The 14,952-nt window shown below is 64.6% G+C and carries 12 protein-coding genes and 1 pseudogene; 10 read left to right on the forward strand and 3 right to left on the reverse strand.

Going from position 1 to position 14,952, the window contains the following annotated elements; all coding sequences use genetic code 11:
- Nucleotides 1-360: 360 nt before the first annotated feature.
- On the forward strand, nucleotides 361-882 hold the full coding sequence (locus tag ACTJKH_RS13180; protein WP_440737285.1) for a hypothetical protein: 522 nt from the start codon (nucleotides 361-363) through the stop codon (nucleotides 880-882).
- A gap of 685 nt (nucleotides 883-1,567) precedes the next feature.
- Nucleotides 1,568-1,852, forward strand: coding sequence for a hypothetical protein (locus ACTJKH_RS13185; protein WP_440737286.1), 285 nt, complete (start codon nucleotides 1,568-1,570; stop codon nucleotides 1,850-1,852).
- A 1,011-nt stretch (nucleotides 1,853-2,863) separates the two neighbouring features.
- Here ACTJKH_RS13185 and ACTJKH_RS13190 read toward each other — a convergent pair.
- Both ACTJKH_RS13190 and ACTJKH_RS13195 read right to left on the reverse strand, forming a co-directional pair.
- A complete protein-coding gene (locus ACTJKH_RS13190) occupies nucleotides 2,864-4,159 on the reverse strand; it encodes an ROK family protein (protein WP_440737287.1) in 1,296 nt (431 codons plus the stop codon).
- A gap of 24 nt (nucleotides 4,160-4,183) precedes the next feature.
- Nucleotides 4,184-5,599, reverse strand: coding sequence for an MFS transporter (locus tag ACTJKH_RS13195; protein ID WP_440737288.1), 1,416 nt, complete (start codon nucleotides 5,597-5,599; stop codon nucleotides 4,184-4,186).
- A gap of 154 nt (nucleotides 5,600-5,753) precedes the next feature.
- Between ACTJKH_RS13195 and ACTJKH_RS13200 the strand changes: the two genes are divergently transcribed.
- Genes ACTJKH_RS13200 through ACTJKH_RS13220 form a run of 5 tightly spaced genes read left to right on the forward strand, consistent with a single transcriptional unit; the run spans nucleotide 5,754 to nucleotide 10,927 of the window.
- Complete coding sequence (locus ACTJKH_RS13200) at nucleotides 5,754-6,149, forward strand: C-glycoside deglycosidase beta subunit domain-containing protein (protein WP_440737289.1); 396 nt, start codon at nucleotides 5,754-5,756, stop codon at nucleotides 6,147-6,149.
- Between the two features lie 14 nt (nucleotides 6,150-6,163).
- Nucleotides 6,164-7,192 (forward strand): sugar phosphate isomerase/epimerase family protein, encoded by a 1,029-nt coding sequence (locus ACTJKH_RS13205; RefSeq protein WP_440737290.1) that lies wholly within the window; start codon nucleotides 6,164-6,166, stop codon nucleotides 7,190-7,192.
- Nucleotides 7,189-8,757, forward strand: coding sequence for a GMC oxidoreductase (locus tag ACTJKH_RS13210; RefSeq protein ID WP_440737291.1), 1,569 nt, complete (start codon nucleotides 7,189-7,191; stop codon nucleotides 8,755-8,757). The genes ACTJKH_RS13205 and ACTJKH_RS13210 overlap by 4 nt, the downstream gene beginning before the upstream one ends.
- Complete coding sequence (locus tag ACTJKH_RS13215) at nucleotides 8,754-9,911, forward strand: Gfo/Idh/MocA family protein (protein ID WP_440737292.1); 1,158 nt, start codon at nucleotides 8,754-8,756, stop codon at nucleotides 9,909-9,911. The genes ACTJKH_RS13210 and ACTJKH_RS13215 overlap by 4 nt, the downstream gene beginning before the upstream one ends.
- A complete protein-coding gene (locus ACTJKH_RS13220) occupies nucleotides 9,875-10,927 on the forward strand; it encodes a sugar phosphate isomerase/epimerase family protein (RefSeq protein ID WP_440737293.1) in 1,053 nt (350 codons plus the stop codon). The genes ACTJKH_RS13215 and ACTJKH_RS13220 overlap by 37 nt, the downstream gene beginning before the upstream one ends.
- Before the next feature lie 7 nt (nucleotides 10,928-10,934).
- Here ACTJKH_RS13220 and ACTJKH_RS13225 read toward each other — a convergent pair whose 3' ends face one another.
- Nucleotides 10,935-11,915: a MurR/RpiR family transcriptional regulator gene (locus tag ACTJKH_RS13225; RefSeq protein WP_440737299.1), complete on the reverse strand. Its 981-nt coding sequence runs from the start codon at nucleotides 11,913-11,915 to the stop codon at nucleotides 10,935-10,937.
- 227 nt (nucleotides 11,916-12,142) lie between these two features.
- Here ACTJKH_RS13225 and ACTJKH_RS13230 point away from each other — a divergent pair, with 227 nt between their 5' ends.
- From ACTJKH_RS13230 to ACTJKH_RS13240, 3 genes and pseudogenes are all read left to right on the forward strand, one after another.
- Nucleotides 12,143-12,919 carry a GntR family transcriptional regulator gene (locus tag ACTJKH_RS13230; RefSeq protein WP_440737294.1) on the forward strand — a complete coding sequence of 259 codons (777 nt, stop codon included), beginning with the start codon at nucleotides 12,143-12,145 and terminating at the stop codon, nucleotides 12,917-12,919.
- A 16-nt stretch (nucleotides 12,920-12,935) separates the two neighbouring features.
- Nucleotides 12,936-13,781: a ribokinase gene (locus ACTJKH_RS13235; protein WP_440737295.1), complete on the forward strand. Its 846-nt coding sequence runs from the start codon at nucleotides 12,936-12,938 to the stop codon at nucleotides 13,779-13,781.
- Between the two features lie 68 nt (nucleotides 13,782-13,849).
- Nucleotides 13,850-14,952 (forward strand): annotated as a pseudogene (locus ACTJKH_RS13240) (transketolase); the annotation flags it as partial.

Genomic DNA, 14,952 nt, shown 5'->3' on the forward strand with positions numbered 1-14,952 from the left:
GTTTCGTTGTGGACCTGAGGGGACTCGAACCCCTGACCCCCTGACTTCGGTTCGAGTATCCCTCGCAATCCCGGCCTTGCCCGACAGAGCCCGGTATCACTGGGTTCGCGGAGGTCTTGACCCTGTCGGCGGACTGTTATGACGAACTCAATGAGGGCAGCAATGCGGGCACCTATGCGGGCAGTGCCGTCTCGATGCGACCAGAGCGGAGGGGCAACCTCCGAATCGCCGCATATCACTCAGCCTCCCGGCAAGGGCGTGGTCCATGGGAGCGGTTGACGCCGCGCATCGAGACGTTGTCGGTCGGCCCAGACAGCACGGCCCCAACGGAAGAGAGTCTTCATATCCCGTCTCACCCGCTTGACGAATATCATCGACGAAGCCGTCACCGGCCACGGAGGCTTCGTCGCCGACGAAGGCGTCCCCGCGTGGGTTCGCTATCAGGGCGAGCTCGATGACCGACGCATCGGCGACGGCGACCTCATCCTCGACCTCTCGGGCGGGTCGCGCCTCGAGGACTTGATCGCCACACGAATTCTCGACCGATGGGCAGATGCGCTCGATTTCTCGTTGGGTGGCATCGACGGCCGCGACGCGTTCCAGGCGCTGGTGGCGTGGACCCTCATGCGGGAGTTCGTGGCGGTCCCGCCGTCCTTCGACGCTTTCGGTCGTCGCGCGGCTATCGAGAACTCGCGAATTCGAGTTCACCGCGACGCCGTCATGCAAGCCCTGGTGGAGTCGTTCGACGGCCCCTTCGATGATAACCGCTCAGAATTCTGGGACGCCGCCCTGACGGTGGCCCCGTCGAGGTCATCCCCAGCGGTCGCGAGCGGTTGCGCGATCTCGCTTCATGTAGCCGTAGGTGTGGTTGTCGGAAACTGATTCGGGTCGGGCCATACAACAGCCTTGTCGAAGCGGTCCTTTGTTCTTCGCGCTGGCGATTTCCTCGGGGCCGCGGAGCACTCGTTGACACCCGAAGTTGGCACTTGCGGGCCAGGTTAGGGCTCAGTCGTGTCCGCGCTGAGCGACATGCGGCAGTCCGTTATCGCGGGGGAGAACCCGTGCTTGGACGGGCCAACTCTCAGGTCCTTCCTCGATAGGCGCTGAAAAAGGTATGCCAGGCAAGCGGCAATGTCGCCGGATGGCTGAATCCAAGGTGACCTCGACCGGGCGAGACACTTACCTGCTGCTTTCGCCCGCGGGTCGTCGGCGGCGCGTGCATTCCGAACGATGAGCGCCTCCGCGCGTGGTCCGCCGGCTTGCCTGCCCCGGCCCACGCGACGACGATGTGCGCCCTACTCAGTACCGCTTCGCTGCCCAACGGAATCATCTTTTCCGGTGCGCGGGTGCCGCGTCGAAAGCGGCGTCATTCCGGAACGGCCCCTTGAGGCATGCCACGAAGTACTCCATGAGGAAGGTGACGTTGACGACGATGCGCAACTCGGCAGCGCCGGCATCTCGCCGTCGTGCTGCGCGGCGGAGTATGCGTCCGTGAGCGTTTCGCCTTCGGGCGACTCTGCGACTGCCGAGAACACAGTTTGCCAAGTAGTGAAAGAGGTTCCGGGACATGAATCCGGCGGGCGAGATCTCGGATGTCGAGCACCAGGTCGCCGTCGATCGTGATGTGGCACACATCGAACTTGTTGTAGTGGCGCCAGCGGCTGTCGTCGCCGAGCGCGGAGACGAGGTGGTCGAACTGCTTGTTGTGGTTGACGGCTGTATTCTCTTCGGCGACGGTGCCACCGTCGGACTGAAACTGTGCGGTCGTCGGCGCGATGAGTTTTTCGTGGCCCGTGGTATCGCCGGAGATGTGTTGGTAGGCGGTCGTTTGCTGGAATTCGCCCGAGGGTGACGAGCGGCTGCGTCGTCACCATCTCTAAGCGCGGTTCGGCGGCGGGGGAGTCGCACTTGTCGCATCTGCTGGAACCCGGGCGGTTGTCGCACGGTGCGACGCAGTGGGGCTGTATCCACTGCAACCTGTTCTCCCGCGTTATTCCGGCTGTTATGGGATATCAACGCAGTTGGACCCGTCAATCGGATTTCGAGCCAGTGAGACGGCCATGCTCTAAAGTGCAGATCCTGCGCGAAGTGAGAATCTACCGTTTCGCTGCGCTTCGGGAGCGAGGAGGCCGCCGCGGCTGGCCGGGGCCAGGTGCAGTTGGGCAGGCGGGACTGCAGGCGAACAGCGAACGGCGAACGGTGTGAGCCGTTTTAATGGAGCCGCGTCGACGAACAAGCGGAAACCCCTCCGAGTGTATGGAAACAGTTGTCGGCGAACGTCCGACGCCTGTCGCCTGTCGCCCCAGTGCGTAGGCCGATCGCTATTCACATGCTTGCTAGCTTGACGCTAAGAGTTCTGCCTAGCTGAGAGCAATGTCCATCAGCGTGTCGGTGGGTTTAAATCCCACCGTCCCCGAAACCCCCGAGAAATCGGAGATTTTTCCGTATCCGGGGCGAGGCGTGGTGCATTTCTGATGCGGAATCTGCCGATGCCGCCCCGGCCCTTGGGGAACGTTCTTCGCGCTGCGACGCGAACGCGGCTCGGTTCCACCCTCACCGCCGCTACCACAGGCCCGCACTCTCGCTGCCACGACCGGGACGCGGGTTCTCGCTGCCACGACCGGGACGCGGGTTCGTCGTGTCATCGCCGCGAGAAGCGGTCTCACATCGGCAACGCGAGCAGGAGGTAGTACGAGCTAATGGTGGCTCGGTGGGAGTCGACGCCATCGCAAAGTCTGCTGCCATATACGCCGCCCCCTTGCTTCGAAGCGCTGGCGGAAGCGAGACGCCCATGAATCGAGAATGAGATCCATGATCTTCGGCGAGGTTTACCGGGCAGCACGATCACCCTGGTTGTTTACCGCTAGGAAGCATCGTCTCGCAGATTTCGCTTGGTGGCTGCCAATGGTGAGGTGACGGTTTCAGCCAACGCAGATCGCAATCCCCGGGGCCCGTCCTGCCCGATCCACCGCGATAGGAACCGTGCGGAGAATACCTCGTTGAGCGCGAGTACGGCGGCGCCGATGATGCCTTCCGAGTGAGCCAGTGGAGCCTCGGCGAGGACTAGCTCTTCTGTCGCGATGGGCAGCGACCGGGCGGCCACGGCGTCGCGGAGGGGCGTCAAGAACAGTTCGTTGGTGCGTATTAGGCTTCCGCTGATGAGCACCGTTGCCGGGTTGAAAAAGTTGACAAGAACGGACAGCTCACGTCCGATAAGAGTCCCTGCGCGGCCGACTAGTTCCACACAGACGGCCTCGTTGTTCAGCGCCCCGGTGATGACGTCTTCTACGCTGAGCTGACCGGCGACCTTCACCAGGTTTGCGAGGAATTCGCTTTCTCCGCTGCGCGCCGCGAGTTCGGCGTCTCGAGCGAGCGCCCACCCGCCTGCATACGCTTCCAGACATCCGAGGTTGCCGCAGCGACAACGGACCGTTGAGCGCTCGGCGATGGCGTTGTGTGCGATGTCGCCTGCTCCGCCGCGTGCACCGCGGTGAAGCAGTCCATGCGAGATCAGGCCGGCACCGACGCCGGTACCAGCCTTCACCAGAATCATGTCGTCGCCACTATCGAGGCGAGTCTCGTGCCATGCTCCGAGCGCCATCAAATTGACGTCGTTATCGACCCACACAGGAACGTCGAACCGGGCTTCGAGGCGCTCACGTATCGGGAAGTTGTCCCATCCGGGCATGATGGGCGGGGCCACCGGTCTGCCCGCTCTGAAGTTCACCGGGCCCGGGACGCCCACGGCCGCCGCCCACAGCGATCGTCCTGGGTGCTGTTCGAGGAGTTGGTTGGCACGGGAGATGAGGTGAGCGAGTGAGCTCTCCGGCCCGTCGTCCACGTTCCATGGCGTCAGGTCATGGTTGAGGATCTTGCCTGAGAGGTCGGCGACCGCCACATGGAGGCGCGAGGCTCCGAAGACAGCGGCGAGCACGATGCCGCGTTCCGCTGCGATTCGCAGAACCTTAGACGGGCGCCCTCCCGTGGACAGGGCCTGGTTGTCTTCGACGAGGAGGCCGGTGACGATTCCATCTTCGACGCGCTGTCCGATGACCCCGCGACCGAGGTCGGTCTGTCGAGCCAGCTCAGGCCGCGTTACCGCGCGGCCTGAGCGGATCAGGTCGATAATCAGAGCGAGCGTCTGGGTGTGGTCAGCCACCGTGCCTCCTCGACGTCATGTTGCTTAGGCTGCTTCGCGAGCCCGAAGACTCTCGACGATACCGGCGTGCTTCGCGTCTAGGTCGTAGAACGCGAGTGCGATGCCCTGCAGGATGGCCAGGCCGATAGGTATGGCGATGAAGGCCAGCGCGATTCCGAAGATCGCACCCTCCGTCAGCTGAGTCGGGTCATAGGCGAACCATGCGAGAAATCCTGCGAACAGCGCGGCGCCGACGGCGTTGCCCACCTTAGTGCCGAAGCTGTACCCCGAGTAGAGCAGTCCTTCGTTGCGCGTGCCAGTGCGGTACTCCTGGTAGTCGACGGAGTCGGCCACCATCGGCGGGGCGGCGATGAGTCCGAAGCCGCCGACGACACTGGCGACGAAGAATAGAGCGCAGGAAACCCAGACGTTGTCCATGAAGGTGAACAGAAGGGCGGTTGCCACGATGTTGATGCCGAGGCCGAGAAGGGTTCCATTGCGGCGTCCGAGGCGGAGGAGGATCGGGGGGCAAAGGGCGGAGCCCAGGAGCATCGCGATGCCGTAGGAGGTGAGCAGGATGCCGACGGCCCAGCTGGCCTCAAGCACGTACATGCCGTAGTAGACGGCGCCTCCGAGGATGACACCCAGGCGCGTGAACGCGAACACGGAACTGATGAAGACCGAGAGCCATGGCCGGTTTCGGAACGCAGCCTTGATGGCGGGGCGCAGCGGCTCCTTCGTGGTCCGCGCCGCGATGGACTTCGCTTTGTATACGCGCTCCTTGCAGATGGCGAAGACGAGGAAGAACCCGATGACCGAGAGCAGGGAGTAGAGACCGACGACGGTCACGAAGCCGATCTGCTGGTTGCCCTGGCCGAAGTACTCAACCAGCGGCATGGTGGCCAGCGAGATGAGGAGGGTCGCGATGGCGAGACCGGCGATCCGGAGGCTTCCGAGCTGAAGGCGGACCTTCGAGTCGCGCGTCATCATCGGCATGAGAGCGCCGTAGGGGATGTTGACGACGGAGTACAGGATGCCCACGATGAGGAACGTCCCGAAGGCCCAGGCGATCTGGATGCCCTGGTCGGCGTCGGGAGTGACGAAGCTGAGCGTCGTCAGGACAGCAAGCGGGATCGCGCCGAAGAGAAGGAACGGGCGCGCGCGACCGAAGCGGGTGTTGGTGCGGTCGAGCCAGATGCCGATGAACGGGTCGATGACCGCGTCGATGATGCGGGCGACGAGGAACAGCACTCCGGTGACAGCCGCGGGGATCAGCGCGACATTCGTGTAGAAGAACAGCAGGTACGTGGTGATGGTGGTCCACGACATGTTGGAGGCGAAGTCTCCGAGGCCGTACGCGACCTTCTCGCCCCAACCGACCCGGCTCGGGCTCACCACGATGTGGTTGCGGGACTCGGACAGTTCAGCTTCGGGTGCTGTGGTTCGCGGTGTATTACTCATCCTTGAGCCTTAGGTGTCTAGGCGGGTGTGCACGCGGTCACGTGAACGAACGCTACTTTATACACGTTCGCGCGAAAGTCAACGCGATCTGCTTCCAGAATCGGGGGACTTTGAGCTAATCTAAGCAAAAGTCTTCAACATGGAGGAGTGTGAGATGAGTCTCAAGAATGGACTGCTTGGCGCGGCTGCGTTGCAGAGCGAACCGGATGGAATCCGACTGAACGTGCAGATCCCCTGGTACCGCAGCCTGCCCCTGTCCTGCATCGAGGGAGTGACCGTCCACCTCGACGGTGCTCCGCTGGACCTCAACGAAGCGCGCCTGCTGCTGAACGACAAGAGCTTCCCGCTCGGCGAGTTCGGATCCCACGTGGACGAGGTCTGGTTCATCCAGGATTCCGGCGGCATTCACGTCCCGGGTGTCGACATCGCTCCGGGCTCCGTCCACGACGTCACCGTGCGCATGGACATGCGCATCCCATACATCATCGTGGGGCCCGAGAAGGCCCTTCCCAACTCCGTGACTGTCACCAAGCAGCTCACCGCCAAGTGATGAGGAACAGCCACATGACAACGACCATCGCAGGGACTCAGATCTCCCTCGGCACGACGCTCTACTCCTTCACCAACGAGTGGGTGGCCCGCAAGTTCGACCTTGAGCAAATTGTCAAAGAGGTCGCGGGTCGCGGTATCGGACCCGGCGTCGAGATCGTCGGCTTCCAGTCCATCCGCAACTACCCGCACGTCGACGACAGCTTCGTGAACTTCTGGCGCGGCCTGCTCGACACCTACGGGTTGGTGGGCACCTCCCTCGGCTCCAACATCGATGTCGCGCTGCGCCCAGACCGGTTCTTGAATACCGACGAGATGCTCGACTACCTCGCCGTTCAGATCGAAGCGGCACGACGACTCCAGTTCCCGATCCTCCGTATCCAGATGGGAGCCACTCCCGAGGTGCTCGAACTCGCAGCTCCCATTGCAGAGCGCGCCGGCGTCACACTCGGTATGGAGATCCATGCGCCAGAGGGTGCTCTGACGCCCGCCGTCGTTCGCGTCCGCGAGCTCTACGACCGCTTGCAGTCCGAGCGCCTCGGATTCATCCCCGACTTCAGCTCCACCATGCGCGCCATCCCGCCGGGATTCGTCGACCTCGGCGCCCGTGCCGGCATTCCTCAGAAGCAGCTCGCAACGCTCCAGGAGATCTGGGCGCAGGACGGACTGCCGCATGAGCGTTATGCGACGTGGTCCGAAGGCGCCCAGGCCGCCGGCGTCGACGCCGACGCCATCGCTGAGATGCAGCTCGCCTTCGCGATGTTCGGTCACGAGACGGTGGAAAGCTGGGCCGAAATCCTGCCTCAGACGGTCCACGTCCACGGCAAGTTCTACAGCTTCGAGAATGGCATCGAGCCCTCCATCGACTACGAGAAGGCGATACGCGTGCTCGTCGAAGGCGGGTACAGCGGCTCCATCTCCTCCGAGTGGGAAGGCCACACCTTCACCGAGGTCGATGACGTCGACGTCGCCGCCCTCATCAAGCAGCATCACGAGCTGGAGACCGCCGTCATCACGAGCGTTGCCGAGGCGGCGCGTTCATGACTCGCGTCATCGTTGTCGGCAGCGGCCCCATCGGTTCGGTGTACACCCGGCTGCTGCTTGACGCGCTCCCCGACGTGAATGTGCTGATGGTGGAGGCGGGCCCCGACCTATCGCCCCACCGCGGGGAAAACCTTCGCAACATCGCTGACCGTGCCGCACAGGCTGCGGGACGGGTTGCCGCGCAGGGGCCCAACTCCACCGGTCTCGGCGCCAGCGTCCCCGGTGCCGTCGCGGTGGAGGGCACGCTCACCGCGCGCCAGGGCACCCACCTCGTCGATGACGGCTCAGAGCACTCCGGTCACTCGGCCGGTATGCCGGCAGCCGCGCAATCCACGGGCGTCGGCGGCCAGGGCGCGCACTGGACATGTGCAACGCCCCGCCCTGAGGACACCGAACGGGTGGACTTCATCGACGACGCGGAATGGGACGGACTCATCACTGACGCCGAGAAGCTCCTTCACGTCGTGAAGAACGCCTTCGCAGACTCCTCTCTCGGCAAGGTCGTTCGCGACACCGTCGCCGCAGAGTGGAACAAGACCCTCCCCGCGGGGCGCGAAGTCGGCATCTTCCCCACAGCCGTCAGCCAGGAACGCGGCGAAGTGCGATGGACGGGCACCGACACCATCCTCGGCGACATCCTCGACGACACCTCCGAGCGCGGTCGACGCTTCGAGCTGCGGGCGTCGACACTCGCGACCAAACTGGAGCTCGACGGCGACACGGTGACCGGCGTGTTCCTCCGCAACCGGAAGACCGGCGAGGACTACGTCGAAAGCGCGGACCTCGTCGTCGTTGCAGCGGATGCGTTCCGCACGCCGCAGCTCCTGTGGGCATCCGGGGTTCGCCCTGCGGCGCTCGGACGCTATCTCACGGAGCACCCGGTGATCTTCGGCATCGTCGCACTGAGCGACCGCACCGTCCAGCAGGTGTTCCCAGACGGGGTCCCCGTCGGCGAGAACATGGTCACCGCCGCGGGAGACCTGGTCAGCGCAATGAACCGTATCCCGTTCGTGGAAGGTGTTCACCCGTTCACAGCGCAACTGATGCACCTGAAGACCAGCCCCGTGCCCTTGCCCGAAGGACACCCTCTGGCCGACAACGCCCACGGGTACGTGAACGTCGGATGGGCGCTGAGGAAGTTCCCGCGACTCGAGGACGGACTGACATTCAGCGACGACGAGACAGACGCCTTCGGCATGCCGAACATCACCATCGACTACGCGCTGACCGAACGCGAAGAGGCTGAGGCCGAGCAGGCCATCGCGCTGCAAGCTCGCACCGCCGCCCTCCTCGGGGACGTCATCCCGGGAGGCGAGGCGCGTCTGCTCCCTGCAGGCAGCTCGCTGCACTACCAGGGCACCTTCCGCACGGGCGCTGCCGATGACGGGACGAGCGTTATCGACCCGTGGTCCCGTGTGTGGGGCCTCTCCAACCTCTACCTCGGAGGCAATGGCACCATCCCAACCGCGACCACCGTCAACCCGACGTTGTTCAGTACAGCCCTCGCCATCCGTGGCGCACGTGCGGCCATCGAGCAGCTCTCACAGAACAGGAGCGCTGAATGAGCGTTCATCAACTTCGGATCGCTGTTATCGGCACGGGGATGATTGCCGCCGTTCACGTGCGTTCCGCACGAGCCGCCGGCGCACAGGTCATCGGTGTCCTCGGGCGCAATGCACGAAAGTCCGAGGAAGCAGCCGAGGCGTTCGGAGCGGGCCGCGGGTACGCGGACCTCAACGAGCTGCTTGCCGACCAGCCTGATGTGGTTCACATCTGCACGCCGAACAGCCAGCACTACCCGCAGGCGATCGCCGTCATCAGCGCCGGCATCAACGTCATCTGCGAGAAGCCTCTCGCAGTGAGCGTCGAAGACGCCGACGACCTCGTCCAGGCCGCAGCGAACGCCGGTGTCGTCGCGACGGTGCCCTTCGTGTACCGATTCCATCCGATGGTTCGGGAGATTCGCGCGCGCATCGCGGGTGGAGACCTCGGCCGCGTTCTCACTATTCACGGTCACTACCTTCAGGATTGGATGCAGGACGAGGATGCGTCCTCGTGGCGCGTGGACTCTGCCGAAGGCGGAGACTCGCGCGCATTCGCTGACATTGGCTCGCACTGGTGCGACCTCGTCGAGTTCGTCACGGGCACCCGGTTCACGGATGTGTCAGCGGCCACGGACATCGTCTACGACACGCGACCAGGCGCCGGGGGGCAGTCTTTCGCAGCTCGGGATGATGGGCAGTCTAAGACCGCCGCACGCATGCCCGTGATGACGGAGGACAACGCGGTCGCCCTCTTCCGCACGGAGGAAGGCAGGCTCGCGAACGTGGTCATCTCCCAGGTGGCCGCCGGCCGTAAGAACCGGCTGTGGTTCGAGGTCGACGGCACCCAGGGAAGCGCGGCATTCGACCAGGAGAACCCGGAGACGGCGTGGTTCGGCAACAAACGCGGGTCCCAGACGATTGTCCGCGACCCCTCGCAGGGCTCCGCGGATCAGCGTCGGCTGTCCCTCGCGCCCTCCGGCCACACGCAGGGTTGGGTGGACGCGTTCGCCGCCTTCGTCCTGGACACCTACACCGCGGTGCGCACCGGCGAGGCTCCGGAAGGGCTCCCGACCTTCGCCGACGGTGCACGGTCCGTACGCCTCGTGGACGCTGTGATCACCTCAGCGCGAAGCCGTTCATGGAGTCCCATCCCTACGCAAAAGGAGGCTGTGTGATGTCCGCAGCAACCAATCCCGTCACGCTGTTCACTGGACAGTGGGTCGATCTGCCGCTTCGTCAGGTGGCCGAATACGCCTCCCAGTGGGGATACGACGGCGTCGAGCTCGCCTGCTCGGGGGAGCACCTCGACGTTGCGCGTGCGGCGGAGGACAGCGAGTACCTCGCTGAGCGGAAGCAGATCCTCGAGGACAACAGCCTCGTCGTCCGTGCGATCTCCAATCACCTCACCGGTCAGGCCGTGTGCGATAACCCCATCGACCTCCGCCACAAGGGAATCGTTCGTGAAAGCGTATGGGGAGACGGGGTTGCCGAAGGGGTAAGACAACGAGCCGCCGACGAGTTGAAGCAGACGGCGAAGGTCGCCCGTCAGCTCGGGGTCGACACCGTCGTCGGGTTCAGCGGGTCTTCCATCTGGCAGTACGTGGCTATGTTTCCGCCCGTTCCGGACTCGGTCATCGACGAGGGGTACGAAGACTTCGCCCGGCGATGGAACCCCATCTTGGATGTGTTCGACGGGGAAGGCGTGCGGTTCGCACTCGAGGTTCACCCGTCGGAAATCGCCTACGACTACTGGACCAGCGCTCGTGCGCTCGAGGCGGTTGAGCACCGAGATGCGTTTGGGTTCAACTGGGATCCGTCCCACATGCTCTGGCAGGGCGTTGACCCGGTGTCTTTCATCACGGACTTTGCCGACAAGATCTACCACGTCGACTGCAAGGACACGAGGCTTCGCTCGCGTGACGGACGGAGTGGCATCCTGTCGTCGCATCTTCCGTGGGGCGACCCGCGGCGTGCATGGGACTTCGTGTCTACCGGTCGCGGAGACGTGCCGTGGGAGGACGCGTTCCGTGCCCTACGCTCCATCGGATATGACGGACCGATCTCGGTGGAATGGGAGGACGCCGGTATGGACCGACTGCGCGGCGCCGCCGAGGCGGTCGGGTTCGTCAGATCACTACTCTGGCCCGTTCCTACGCGGCGTTTCGACGACGCATTCTCCAGCAATAACTGACGCGAAATCACTGCGTAGACCCGTGCTGCGGGACCGCACCGCCCGTGGAGCTATTTGGGAGATCGGCGCGAGAGTCGGACACCGGCAGAGCCCTTCTGATCCGAAGACGGCTGCGGGAGGTTTGTGGGTGCTTGACGACGTCAACGCCGTCGGTCAGGTTGTCCGCGACGATGCTGAGTGCCCGCTGCTGCGCGTTCCTGCTGGTTTTGCCCCCGCGGGTGGCGACACGGCCAACGAGTGCGTTCAGCAGGAGGCCAAGTCCGAGCCGCGACGTCGTCTCGATCTCCTCCTGGAATGACCAGCCTGCTGACGCAGCGACGAGAACGATGTCCGCAACCGTTGCCAGGGGGGACTTCGCAAACGCGGTGAACGCCAGCACGGTCCCACCGCCGTCACGTGCGGCTTGCGCCGCGCGCACTGACACTTCGTTAACACCCGACCCGCTGACGACTACCAGCACCTCCCCAGAGTCCAACTGCCCTGCGGTGAGCTGCTGAGAGAAAGCGTCGAGCGGAGCACCGACGGTTGCCCCCAGCGCGGTCAGCCTCAGAGCGAAATCGAGGGCCAGCGGGGTGGACAATCCGTTGGCGACACACAGAACCCGGCGCGCGGTCGCCAGCGCGTCGATGGCCGCGTCCACGTCCTCCGGATGAAGCAGGTCGAGGCTGCTGGAGGCAACGGCCAGCGCGCGGAGGATCGTCTCGCGCATCGAGTCCAGTTCCGTGGCTTGCGCGGGGAGGATCGCGTTCGAGCCGACCTTCTGAGCATGCACGTGCCGGGTGAGCTCAACTCGCAGGTGCGAGAAGCCGTTATACCCGAGCGCCTGGGGAGTGCGGATCACGGAGGTTCGGGCCACGCCGACTCGGTCCGCGAGCTCCTGCGCGGTGAGCTCGACGACCTCGCCGGGGGAGTTGCGTAGGGTCTCCGCCACACGCATCTCCGCCGGGCGCAAGGTGTTCGCTATCGCCGCCAGACGGGTTGTGGACACGACGTCCAAGCTGTGAGTGATAAATGGAAGAGTGTCCTTCGGAAGATGAACGGCAGTTGAAGCGCTGGGGAATGCGCGGTGTCGCAGGAGGGGCACGTAGGACCACGGCATTGACCAACCATGGTTATCGAATCGAGAGGTCTGAAGTTATACCTCTTTGGTACGACATGTGTAACACTGGATGTCATACATCATGGTCTAGCCGGTATTAGACAAAGGAGCGCGGCATGAGCACCATTGATGACTTCCTCGAGCAGCAACTGACTGCCCCGGTCGGTCAGCCTCTGCGCATCGCGGTCTACTCCCGCCTCGCGCACGGCATCCGTTCCGGAGTCTTTCCGCTCGGTGAGGTCCTTCCGCGCGAGACGGAACTCGCGGTCAACCTCCGCGTCAGCCGCACGGTCGTCCGCGAAGCCCTCATGCTCCTGGAGGAGGACGGTCTCATCGTTACGCGCCGCGGTGTCGGACGGTTCGTAACCTCATCGCTGCCGCACATCGGTCTGGAAGAGCTCCGCCCCATCGAGCGGGCGCTGGAGCAGCCGAACGGTGAAGTCACGGTCGAGCAGGTCACCTTCGACCTCCAGTCCACGACCGATTTCGTCTCCAATAAGCTCGCCCTCGATGCAGCCGCGAACACCTGGTTCCGGGAGACGGTGCTGTCCATCGACGGTTCCCCGATCGCGATTGCGCAAGAGCACCTGCCAGCCGGCCGCTACCTCAGCGAGATCCATCCCGGCATCGCGCGCGAACTCGACAATATGGCCGCGGAGCCGAGCACGCTTCTCGCGGCGGTCTTCGACAAGTTCGGTTCCATCTTCTCCGGCGGTGTCTGCAACCTCGCAGCGAACGTCGCGGGAGCAACGCGGGGCTCACAACTCAAGGTCAGTGCGACCAGCCCCGTCCTCGTCCTGACGCAGACCGCTGAATACGAGGACACCCCGATCTACCTGGCGAAGTACATCATTCTTCCCAAGATCGGTCTGTCGATAGTCCAGTCCAGCTAACCCGAAAGACCTTCCTATGGCGTCATCCACTCTCTCTCACATTGTTGTCGTCGGCAGCTCGAACGTCGACATCACCGCCTTCGTCGACCGGCTCCCGACCCCTGGCGAAACCATCGCCGGCGGACGTCTCGCCCGCGACCTCGGCGGGAAGGGTGCGAACCAGGCGGTCGCGGCCGCGAAGCTCGGCGGGCAGGTTCGTATGGTGGGAGCTGTCGGCGCGGACGCTGACGGCGAATGGATGCGCTCGGAGATGGTGGACGCTGGTGTCGACGTCACAGACTTGCTCATTGTGGATGCTCCCACAGGCAACGCCCTCATCGTCGTCGATGCCGCCGCGGAGAACCAGATCGCCGTGTGCCCGGGTGCGAACGACCAGGTCACGGTCGACGGCGTCGCCTTCGCCAAGGACGAGGCTGTGCTCATGCAGCTGGAGATCGCCCTGTCCGTGGTGGAAGAAGTCGTCGCGAAAGCTCCCGGATTCATCGCAGTCAACGCAGCCCCGGCCCAGACGCTCCCGGAGAGGCTCCTGAAGCGCGTGGACCTTTTCATCGTGAACGAGACCGAGCGCGAGCTGATGCCGGAGCTCGCGGATGCGGCGCTGGTCGCGGTCACCTACGGGTCCGAGGGCGCCGCCCTGTACAGCCATGGCAAGGAAATCGCTCGCGCTCAGGGCGTCTCCGTCGATGCCGTGAACACCGTTGGTGCCGGTGACTCATTCTGTGCTGCGCTCGTCTTGGCGCTCCAGACCGGGCACTCGCCGGCAGACTCTCTGGCCGCCGCATGCGCCGTAGGTGCCGCCGCCGTGTCCCACCTGGCATCGCAGCCGCCGTTCGAGCACCTGAGCCACTACCTCCCGTCTTAGAAGTAGCTACATCCTTGTGCCCGGGGCAGCGCTCCCGGCTCCCTCTGACGTGCCCTGAAAGGCCTCTCATGACTGATCTCTTGTGGAACGACATCGACCAGCGCGCAGTGGACACCGCGCGCCTTCTGGCTGCGGATGCCGTGGAGAAGGTCGGTAACGGCCACCCCGGTACTGCGATGAGCCTGGCTCCGGCCGCGTATCTCCTCTACCAGCACGTGCTTCGGCACGACCCGAAGGACACCCACTGGCTCGGCCGTGACCGCTTCATCCTGTCGGCGGGTCACTCCTCCCTCACTCAGTACGTCGAGCTGTACCTCGGCGGCTTCGGGCTCGAGCTCGACGACCTCAAGTCGCTCCGCACGTGGGGCTCGCTGACGCCGGGTCACCCCGAGTACGGCCACACCAAGGGCGTCGAGATCACGACCGGCCCGCTCGGCCAGGGGCTCGCCTCCGCCGTGGGCTTCGCCTACGCCGCCCGCTACGAGCGCGGCCTGTTCGACCCCGAGACCCCGGCCGGTGAGAGCCCGTTCGACCACTTCGTGTACGTGATCGCCGGTGACGGCGACCTGCAGGAGGGCGTGACCAGCGAGGCCGGTTCGCTCGCGGGACACCAGCAGCTCGGCAACCTCATCGCGATCTACGACTCCAACCAGATCTCGATCGAGGATGACACCAACGTCGCGTTCACCGAGGACGTCGCCGCACGCTACGAGGCGTACGGATGGCACGTGCAGACGGTCGACTGGAAGAAGACCGGCGAGTACGTCGAAGACGTCGCCGAACTGAACGCAGCCATCGAGGCCGCCAAGGGCGAGACCTCCAAGCCGTCGCTCATCATCCTCAAGACGATCATCGGGTGGCCGTCGCCCGGCAAGCAGAACTCCGGAAAGATCCACGGCTCCGCCCTCGGTGGCGACGAGCTCGCAGCGACCAAGAAGGTCCTCGGCTTCGACCCCGAGGAGCACTTCGTCGTCGCCGACGACGTGATCGCCCACACGCGTGCTCTCGCCGACCGGGCCGCCGAGACGCGCGCCGCCTGGCAGACGTCGTTCGACGCGTGGGCCGCCGCCAACCCCGAGCGCAAGGCGCTCCTCGACCGCCTCGAGGCCAAGGAGCTCCCTGCCGACATCACGTCCGCTCTCCCGGTCTTCGCCAGCGGCAAGGACGTCTC

The organism is Microbacterium sp. 22215 (assembly GCF_052045655.1).
Lineage (GTDB): Bacteria > Actinomycetota > Actinomycetes > Actinomycetales > Microbacteriaceae > Microbacterium > Microbacterium phyllosphaerae.

Coding starts and splice junctions, on each gene's coding strand:
- ACTJKH_RS13185 (WP_440737286.1), top strand. CDS start 1,568: ATGAATCCGGCGGGCGAGATCTCGGATGTCGAGCACCAGGTCGCCGTC.
- ACTJKH_RS13205 (WP_440737290.1), top strand. CDS start 6,164: ATGACAACGACCATCGCAGGGACTCAGATCTCCCTCGGCACGACGCTC.
- ACTJKH_RS13210 (WP_440737291.1), top strand. CDS start 7,189: ATGACTCGCGTCATCGTTGTCGGCAGCGGCCCCATCGGTTCGGTGTAC.
- ACTJKH_RS13200 (WP_440737289.1), top strand. CDS start 5,754: ATGAGTCTCAAGAATGGACTGCTTGGCGCGGCTGCGTTGCAGAGCGAA.
- ACTJKH_RS13215 (WP_440737292.1), top strand. CDS start 8,754: ATGAGCGTTCATCAACTTCGGATCGCTGTTATCGGCACGGGGATGATT.
- ACTJKH_RS13220 (WP_440737293.1), top strand. CDS start 9,875: ATGGAGTCCCATCCCTACGCAAAAGGAGGCTGTGTGATGTCCGCAGCA.
- ACTJKH_RS13195 (WP_440737288.1), bottom strand. CDS start 5,599: ATGAGTAATACACCGCGAACCACAGCACCCGAAGCTGAACTGTCCGAG.
- ACTJKH_RS13230 (WP_440737294.1), top strand. CDS start 12,143: ATGAGCACCATTGATGACTTCCTCGAGCAGCAACTGACTGCCCCGGTC.
- ACTJKH_RS13235 (WP_440737295.1), top strand. CDS start 12,936: ATGGCGTCATCCACTCTCTCTCACATTGTTGTCGTCGGCAGCTCGAAC.